The 3,299-nt window shown below is 46.1% G+C and carries 2 protein-coding genes; both read left to right on the top strand.

Annotation, left to right across the window (positions count from 1 at the left end; all coding sequences use genetic code 11):
- The first annotated feature begins 352 nt into the window (after positions 1-352).
- Positions 353-2,059 (top strand): pectate lyase family protein, encoded by a 1,707-nt coding sequence (locus AC3A8L_RS20705; RefSeq protein ID WP_487964174.1) that lies wholly within the window; start codon positions 353-355, stop codon positions 2,057-2,059.
- A gap of 551 nt (positions 2,060-2,610) precedes the next feature.
- Complete coding sequence (locus AC3A8L_RS20700) at positions 2,611-3,132, top strand: hypothetical protein (protein WP_487964173.1); 522 nt, start codon at positions 2,611-2,613, stop codon at positions 3,130-3,132.
- Positions 3,133-3,299 lie beyond the last annotated feature (167 nt).

The following is a 3,299-nucleotide window of genomic DNA, read 5'->3' as shown; positions in this document are numbered from 1 at the left end:
TAAGGATGTCGAGATCAAGCATTAGTGGATGAAATATTGTTTCCTCGTCCCTTAGCACTTCAATTCAACGATCACCTAAGGTTGGCACGGGTCCAAAGCTATGGCCTTATTGGGGAAGCTCTTGTGTGAACTGGTTGGTAAATTGGTAATACCAGTTTGTCTTATAAGCCATGCAGTGGTTATGATGGCATCACCAACCAACACAATCATTTCAGTGTGCTTGAGTTGCCTGTTTACCCGTGCAGAGCTGAGCCGAATGCAGCTGAATGCATGGGTAACTGGAAGCCCATAATAAAATCGTATTTAGGTGTAACACTCCGTTACAGAAAGCCACTTCGTCAAAGGTGCAAAAATGAAATATACAATGATGCCGCTCGCTGCAGTAATGGCTGCAGCCTTCACAGGCTGCGCGGGTACCAGTACCGAGTCTTCTAGCTCACAAGCTCAAACCATTAGCTCATCCGCTGCGGTTAGCTCTATGCCTATTGCGGTTTCAAGCAGCGCGGCAACGGCATCATCTTCACCGGCAGCAGCCAACAACCTAACAATCCAAGAAAACACAACAGGCTATTGCGGCGCTAACGGCGTAATTGATACCAAGCATAACGGCTATGTTGGAGCCGGTTTTGTCGATAGCGAAAACGCCGCAGGCGCTGCTATCGAGTGGAAAATTAACGCTTCTGAGTCCAATGTTTATAGGGTCACTTTCCGCTACGCTAACGGTGGCACTGCGGCCCGCTCTGGCACCTTAACCGCAAACGGTAATGCCGGAACCGGTGCGGCTTTCAACTTGAGTACAACGGGCGCCTGGACAACATGGGTTGAAGAAACTGTTGAGATTTCGCTAAATGCCGGCACTAACGCACTGGTACTATCAGCCAATGGCGGCGAAGGCTTAGCCAATATTGATTCCATCGCTATTGCCGGGCCATCGGTAACAGCACAAGGCTGCGCCACTACCCCTAGCTCTGCTGCAACCAGCAGCGCCGCATCGTCTGTTCCAATGATCGAGCCAGACAAAGACGGCACCAACCAACCCAAAATGCCCGCCACACAATGGGTAGGCTATGGCCCAGCAGCCACTGGCGGCGCAGGCGGTTCCACGGTAACGGTAAATACCGGTAAAGCATTACACGAAGCCTTGTGTGCGCGCGAGTCCGATACTACCCCCCTCACAATCAAGGTAAATGGCACCATTAATCACGGTAATACCGCAGATGCTAGCGGTAGCTGTAATGGCACCAAAGACGATACCATCGTGCTTAAAGAAGTAGAAAACATCACCATCGAAGGTGTGGGTACCAGTGGGGTATTCGACCAAGTTGGCATTCAGATTTCACGCGCTTCTAACATTATTATCCGTAATGTCACCATTAAAAATGTGAAGAAATCGGTTTTACCGACCTCAAACGGTGGCGACGGTATTGCCATTCAAGGCGGCCCACAAACACGCATTTGGATTGACCACAACACCATCGAAGCTTCGGGTGGGGAAAGCCAGGGTTACGATTCATTAATCGATATGAAAAACGATACAACCCACGTTACCGTATCCTATAACCACTTCCGTAATTCTAGCCGTGGCGGTTTAATCGGCGCAAATGACAACCCCGATGGCAACAACAGCATCGTGTTCCACCATAACTACTACGAGAATATCGAGCAGCGCACACCGCTATTACGCCGCGCCACTATTCACACGTTTAATAACTACTGGTCGAACAACAATGTAGTGAACCAAATTCACTACATTAACACCCGCGCCGAAGGTAAAGCCCTAGTACAGAATAACTACTTTAAAAACGTCACTAACCCACTAATAGCATCAACCGACTCCGATGTTTCCGGTTGCTGGGCCGCTAGCGGTAATGCTTGGGAAGGCGGCACTTACACACGCACCGTTGATAACGGCAAAGCCCACAAGGTGCCCGTAAACTGGCAGAGCGGCGACCTTAATGGCGATAACTGTAATGTAAGCGCAGCAAACTCGGTAACGCTGGATAAAGCCGGCGACGTACCCGGTGTTGTGCTGAACAATGCCGGCGTAGGTAAGCTGTAACCTTTACCATCTACATTAGCGCTGCTGAATAGCAGCGTTTAATTATTCTAACGGCCCTCTAATTATTTAGAGGGCCGTTTTTTTTGGGGCATGGGTTAGGGTTGGGGCTGTGGAAGCTTAATTGACTGGAGTAGGTGAAATTTTGGTGAAGACGGTGCCGGCACGAACCTCTAGGGCACGCGGTGAATACGTCCTTGTACGCCCTGCACAAACGTCCTGTTTGTGACGGCCCCAGAGATTCGTGCCGACACCTTTTTATCAACGCTTGATCATTACCTGTAAAGTGATTTGAGCTGTGATTAGGTTAGAGCATCACGTGAACCCAAACAGCGACCTACTCCGAAAGGCTTGGGGCAAAAAAAACATTATTGAAAGCGGTGTCGATAAATGCCTAGATATAGACACAAGGTTGATGTTGGGAGATGGCTATATTTAGCCATTTAGGTATAGTTGTGGACATAAAGGTCTATATGTAGGGATATTGCTATATGTGTCCATGACGCATGGATATAATGTTAGGCATTATTACCAATCAGTGTGCAGGAATTTATATGAATATAAAAAATATATTGAAATTAGCATGCAAAGGGCGCCCGGGTTTTTCTGATGCAATAGGCTTTTTTGAGGCAACTGTAGCCGAAGATAATCGAATACCGGATTGCCTCTCTGAAATATATAGGAATGCCTCTGGTACATATGCATCAATAACAAATCAAAAACTAATGGATTTAGTTCCTGGTTACAGGCTAATCCATCGTGAAGAGCTACAGAAAGAAATTGCAAACTTTCAAAAGACCTATGAAGACCTTCAAGACTTTGTACCATTTTTAGCTGATTATGCCAGTTCATACATAGCTATAAATATGAAAAATAATTCTGTATATAGTGTTACGCTTGATTATGAGGAGACTCAACTGTCAGTAAGTCTAGATGATTATATGCAAACGATAGAGGCGTGTTATACAAAAGGAACCTATTTCATTGATAGTGACGGATTCCTTGATTGTGATTTTGACGCGTATTATAAAATAGGCGAGCAGGTGAATCCAACCTGCTCGTATTGGAACGAGTAATGCCTAACGAACAAGGATACATTGCGCGAAAAAAATAATGCAGGACAGGCAACCTTAAAAAATAACGACACCTAAATACATTATGAAAACTAGACAATAATGCAGGACAGGCACCCTTAAAACATAACCACACCTAAATACATTAGAAAAAATAGACCTCCTCTACC

Source organism: Marinagarivorans sp. (assembly GCF_982758155.1).
Note: the sequence above shows the minus strand (reverse complement) of the source record. Positions and strands in the feature narration are given on the sequence as shown.

Coding starts and splice junctions, on each gene's coding strand:
- AC3A8L_RS20705 (WP_487964174.1), top strand. CDS start 353: ATGAAATATACAATGATGCCGCTCGCTGCAGTAATGGCTGCAGCCTTC.
- AC3A8L_RS20700 (WP_487964173.1), top strand. CDS start 2,611: ATGAATATAAAAAATATATTGAAATTAGCATGCAAAGGGCGCCCGGGT.